Annotated in this window: 6 protein-coding genes; 4 read left to right on the forward strand and 2 right to left on the reverse strand. The window is 30.7% G+C overall.

The window, feature by feature from the left end:
- The first annotated feature begins 144 nt into the window (after window positions 1–144).
- Window positions 145–1,479: an NADP-specific glutamate dehydrogenase gene (gdhA, locus tag ACR0P1_RS07415; protein ID WP_432645768.1), complete on the forward strand. Its 1,335-nt coding sequence runs from the start codon at window positions 145–147 to the stop codon at window positions 1,477–1,479.
- A gap of 42 nt (window positions 1,480–1,521) precedes the next feature.
- Here the strand turns inward: gdhA and ACR0P1_RS07420 are convergent, their stop codons facing one another.
- Window positions 1,522–1,998, reverse strand: coding sequence for a GNAT family N-acetyltransferase (locus ACR0P1_RS07420; RefSeq protein WP_432645769.1), 477 nt, complete (start codon window positions 1,996–1,998; stop codon window positions 1,522–1,524).
- A gap of 198 nt (window positions 1,999–2,196) precedes the next feature.
- Here ACR0P1_RS07420 and ACR0P1_RS07425 point away from each other — a divergent pair, with 198 nt between their 5' ends.
- Window positions 2,197–2,607 carry a PaaI family thioesterase gene (locus ACR0P1_RS07425; RefSeq protein ID WP_432645770.1) on the forward strand — a complete coding sequence of 137 codons (411 nt, stop codon included), beginning with the start codon at window positions 2,197–2,199 and terminating at the stop codon, window positions 2,605–2,607.
- 399 nt (window positions 2,608–3,006) lie between these two features.
- Here ACR0P1_RS07425 and ACR0P1_RS07430 read toward each other — a convergent pair whose 3' ends face one another.
- Window positions 3,007–4,200, reverse strand: coding sequence for an aspartate kinase (locus tag ACR0P1_RS07430; RefSeq protein ID WP_432645771.1), 1,194 nt, complete (start codon window positions 4,198–4,200; stop codon window positions 3,007–3,009).
- A gap of 197 nt (window positions 4,201–4,397) precedes the next feature.
- Here ACR0P1_RS07430 and ACR0P1_RS07435 point away from each other — a divergent pair, with 197 nt between their 5' ends.
- Complete coding sequence (locus tag ACR0P1_RS07435) at window positions 4,398–4,916, forward strand: nitroreductase family protein (RefSeq protein WP_432645772.1); 519 nt, start codon at window positions 4,398–4,400, stop codon at window positions 4,914–4,916.
- A 125-nt stretch (window positions 4,917–5,041) separates the two neighbouring features.
- On the forward strand, window positions 5,042–5,332 hold the full coding sequence (locus ACR0P1_RS07440) for a hypothetical protein (RefSeq protein ID WP_432645773.1): 291 nt from the start codon (window positions 5,042–5,044) through the stop codon (window positions 5,330–5,332).
- Window positions 5,333–5,527: the final 195 nt, after the last annotated feature.

Below are 5,527 nucleotides of genomic sequence, written 5' to 3' on the forward strand. Positions count from 1 at the left end.
ATTTTATTAAAAATTGAATAATATTTAAATATGAGAACAATTATATAATTAACTATATTGTTAAATGTGTTGAAAAAATTCAACAGAAAATTCAATTTAATGATATCCTTAAAAATAATCTAAATTTTATTTGGAGGAATAATTTTGTCATATGTAGATGAAGTAATTGAAACTATTATTGAGCAAAACCCTGGTGAAGCAGAATTCCATCAAGCTTTACGCGAAGTAATGGAAACCATCAGAGTTGTAGTTGAAGAAAACGAAGAAGAATACAGGAAAAATGCACTTCTTGAAAGATTAGCAAACCCTGAAAGACAAATAAAATTCCGTGTTCCTTGGGTAGATGACAACGGTCAAGTACAAGTAAACACTGGATACCGTGTACAATTTAACAGTGCAATTGGACCTTACAAAGGAGGATTACGTTTCCACCCTTCTGTAAATATAGGTATCATTAAATTTTTAGGTTTCGAACAAATCTTCAAAAACTCATTAACTGGTCTTCCAATTGGTGGGGGAAAAGGTGGATCTAACTTTGATCCTAAAGGAAAATCCGATAGGGAAGTAATGGCATTCTGTCAAAGTTTCATGACTGAATTATACAGACATATAGGTGCTGACACTGACGTACCTGCTGGAGATATCGGTGTAGGTGCTCGTGAAGTTGGATTCTTATTTGGTCAATACAAAAGACTTTCTAACTCATACGAAGGAGTATTAACTGGTAAAGGTTTAACCTTCGGTGGATCCCTTGCAAGAACTGAAGCTACAGGATATGGATTATTATACTTTACTAATGCTATGTTAAAAGCAAATGACATTGACATCGCTGGTAAAACCATTGCTGTATCAGGAGCTGGAAACGTAGCAATTTATGCTATTGAAAAAGCTCAACAATTAGGTGGTAAACCAGTAACTTGTTCCGATTCAACCGGTTGGATTTACGACCCTGAAGGAATAGATGTAGCATTACTCAAAGAAGTAAAAGAAGTAAAACGTGAAAGATTAACAGCATATGCTGAAGCTAGAGAAAGTGCTGAATATCATGAAGGTAAAGGAGTATGGACTGTTAAATGTGATATTGCATTACCATGTGCTACTCAAAATGAATTATTATTAGAAGATGCAAAAACTTTAGTGGCAAATGGAGTACTTGCTGTTGCTGAAGGAGCAAACATGCCAACCACTATTGAAGCTACCGAATACTTACAAGAAAATAATGTATTATTTGCACCAGGTAAAGCATCCAATGCTGGTGGAGTAGCTACTTCTGCATTAGAAATGGCTCAAAACTCTCAAAGATTATCCTGGACCTTTGAAGAAGTTGACTTAAAACTTAAAAATATTATGGAAAACATCTTTGCAAATGTTGCTGCAGCTGCTAGTGAATATGACATGGACAAAAACTATGTTGCAGGAGCAAACATTGCAGGATTCAAAAAAGTCGTTGAAGCTATGAATGCACAAGGAATCGTATAGATTTCTTGTCTTTTTTCCCTTTTTTATTTTAAAAAATAATATTTATTCATTTATAAAGTTCTTTAGGGCATCCCCTGTAAGATGGAACACGTTCCAATCTTTTTCATCAGCACCGATTGACAGATAAAAGTTGATACTTGGTTTGTTCCATGAAAGACAGGTCCATTCAAGCCTACCATAATTTCTATTTTCCACGATTTTTGCAAGTTCCTTAAGTAGTGTCTTACCGTATCCTTTTCCACGGTATTCTGGATCGATAAACAAGTCTTCAAGATGCATGTTCACATTCCCTATATATGTTGAAAAGCTCAAGAAATATAATGCAAATCCAACCACATGTTCATCTTCAAGAGCAAATAGTACTTCAGCTTGTTTTTCATCAAATACCCATTTTTCAATTGATTTGGTAGTTGCAATGACTTCATCGGATCTTTTTTCATATTTTGCAAGTTTTTTGATGTATTCAAGGATTAATTCGGAATCTTTTCTTTCGGCTATTTTAAATGTTAATTTTGACATAATAGTTCTTTATTGAAAGAACATATATATAGATTTTTTAATAAAAATTCTATTGAAGGTTTAATGGAGAAAAAATTTACTTAATAAGTGGGTATCGTTGTCATCATATGTTATAATTTTGTTGAGGTGGGTGGTGTCAAGTTCGTTTTGCCTGAAGGTTGAAATTTAATTAAGGTAATAATTTAATTGGAGGATAATATGAGTAATTTTAATTCATTGGAAGAAGCAAGAGATTTTTTTTATAATGATAATTTTGCAGTAAATACTGGAGTTACATTGGATGAACTGACAGATGACAAGGCGGTTTGTTCTTTAATGTTGAATGATGATCATAGGAATGCTTATGGTGGAGTAATGGGAGGTGTTATTTTCACATTGGCTGATTTTGCTTTTGCAGTTTTATCTAATCAAATTCACCAATTGACTGTTGCTCAGCAAGTAAGCATTAATTATTTGTCTGCTCCAAAAGGAGATAAGTTAATAGCTGAGGCAACTTGTCGTAAAAGCGGAAGGACATCTTCAATTATTATTGTAAATATTTCAGATGATGTTGGCCGTGATGTTGCTCAGTTTGTGGGGACTGGTTTTAAATTACAAGTTAATAAATAAAAAGTTTAATTCTTGTTATATTCATTATTCATGTTTAGTGAAAGAGAATAAAAACATTTAAAATTATTTTTTTATAAAAATATTTTTGAGATTTGATTTAAAACCACTTAATTTATATTCTATAAAGTTAATAATTATAAAGTGGCTAATAACAAGTCGTGAATATGCCATTCGAAGTTGCCTGCCGCACTTCGAATTTTTTTTATAAAACATTCAAATTGTTGTTAATAGCAACAGTTGGAATATTGTATGATACTTTTTTATTTATTTAATTAATTTTATGAGTAATTAAAAGCAGGGTATTTTCAGTTATTTAATTTTATTTATTCAAAAAAATAAGTATGTTGAAGGTAGATTAAAAATATAATATGATGTACTTCTTAATCTATATCAATCAGTCTAATTCTTATAATTATTGAGCAATTTGGAAACTTCATATTTGAATTCCCATTCCACAAACAATAAGATTTCTGTTTTAGTGTAATTTATCAAAACAGCATTTATACTGTTTTCTTTTAACATATTAGCTAGTGAAAGCTCAGTAATTTCAGGTGCAGTAATGCTAAACATTGCTGTGTCTTTATCACGTGAGATAGAACTTAAACTCTCATTTTTAATAACATGGTCATGGTATAGCTCGTAGGCTTTGTCAGCATCTTTACTATCAATAAAAACAGTAATTGAATTATGATGAGGATTCATCTTAAAAAGATTGATTCCGTTTTCTAAAAGAATGTTTGAAAGGGTAGACACGATTCCAACCTTGTTCAATAAGCTTTTTCCGACAATGGTTATTGATGCAACAGGATTTTCATATAAATCAATAGGTTTATAATCCTTAGGACCAGTAATATAAGTTCCTTTTGCTGTTAAATCGCCTTTATTGTAATTGATAATTTTAGCAGCAATTTTCGGATGTTTGTAGTCAAGTGCATTAGGATGAAGTACTTGAGCTCCATGAGTTGCAAGGGTTCTCATCTCATCGACAGTAATGCTTTCTAAAAGTTTAGCATCACTAATTTTTCGAGGATCAGTTGATAAGACACCATCAACATCAGTCACAATAATTACTTCTTTAGCATTTAAGCACTCTCCAATTAAAAATGCGGTGATATCACTTCCACCACGACCTAAAGTTGTGATTTGATTTTGGTATTTGCCTAAAAACCCGCAAATAACTGGGACCACTCCATCATTTAATAAATTCTTGAGGTTTTCGGTTTTTTCTTTTGTTTTATCAAAGTCAATTTTGGCTTCCATATAATTTGAATCAGTAATGATTGGCCATAGCTCGGAATAAGGATCGATAAACATGGATTTAACACCTAATGATTCAAGAGTAGCTGAGAATAATCTAACACTGATTCTCTCACCCATACCAACAATTTCAGCATGTTGTTTTTCAGTGAGGTGGTGTGTAATTGCATCGTCGCTAAGTTTTATTAGGTCATCAGTTGTTTTATTGACTGCTGATACTACAACTACAATTTGATTACCTTTTTTATACTCTTTTGCTACTGATTCAGCGGCTTTTTTAATTCTTTTGCCGTTTCCAACAGAAGTACCACCAAATTTTGTTACTATTAAATCCATTAAAATTCACCTAGTATAATAATATTTGTATAATATTTTTATTAAGTTTTTTGATAGATTTTAATTACTGTAAAATGAAGTAAAATATAGTGATGAATTTTTTTTAAATACATTAATAAAGATATGTAAGCATGGCATTGATAAAATTTAAGGGTTTGAATTAATATTTTTATATTTTAAAAAACTAATTTTTAAACATGACATTAATGGATACAATGCTTAAAAGGAGAAGTACAAGGACATTTACAAATGAGCCGGTTACTAAAGATGAACTTGATAAAATTTTGCAGGCAGCACTTCTTGCACCAACAAGTATGGATAGAAAACCATGTAATTTCATGGTTGTTGAACGTAAGGAAGTTTTAATGCAACTTTCACAGTGTAAAGATCATGGTGCTGGACTTATTGAAAAAGCAGATAAAGCTATTGTTGTTCTAGCTGATACAATGCTTGCTGATACATGGTGTGAAGATTCATCAATTGCTCTAACATATATGCATTTAATGGCAACCGAACTTAACCTTGGAAGTTGTTGGGTTCAGGTTCATTTAAGATCTAAGGACAAAACCCCTGCAGAAGAAGTTGTGAGGGAAATCCTAAAAATTGATTCTCATTATAGGATTGTAGGAATTTTAGCCCTTGGACATTCAGATAATATTCCAGAGCCACACACTTTAAAGGATATAGATAAAAATAAAATTCACTTTTTAGTATAATATATCAAAGAAGAATTTAATTATAAATTGGAAGTTCATCGAAATTTGACTACTTTTAACCGTTGATTAGTTACAGCATATTTATATATGATTCTCCATAAACTAAATTTGAAGGAGGATTTAAAATGCATGTTAAAGATGTTTTAGATGATTTGGATATTAGAGTTAAATTACCTCAGCACTGGTATTCAACTGAGGTAAGTAATGAATTTGAAGATGCCGAACTTGTTAGAAATGATGGAATAATTAAAATCAAGGTTGATGGTGAAAAAAATACTAAAATCATTATCATTGATGTTGATGATGGAATGAGTGTTGTCAGTTTGCTTTCTGATAATAAAGTCATTGGAGTTAAATACTTAGAAAACAAAGATGATTTTGAATACATTGGCAAACCATCTGAACTGTATTTTTAAATTTTCTATTTAATCTTTTTTATTATATTTGTTGTATAACTTTTTTTTTAGAATTTTTGTGATTTGTCATATTCGTGTTTTATCTTTTTTTATAATATGCAAAAATTTTATATGTCTATTATTATATATTAATTGTTACACTATTATTTTATGTATTTTGTATTAAAAGATATATAAAATAGTTAAGTTTATATA

It is taken from the genome of Methanobrevibacter sp. (assembly GCF_050872065.1).
Lineage (GTDB): Archaea > Methanobacteriota > Methanobacteria > Methanobacteriales > Methanobacteriaceae > Methanocatella.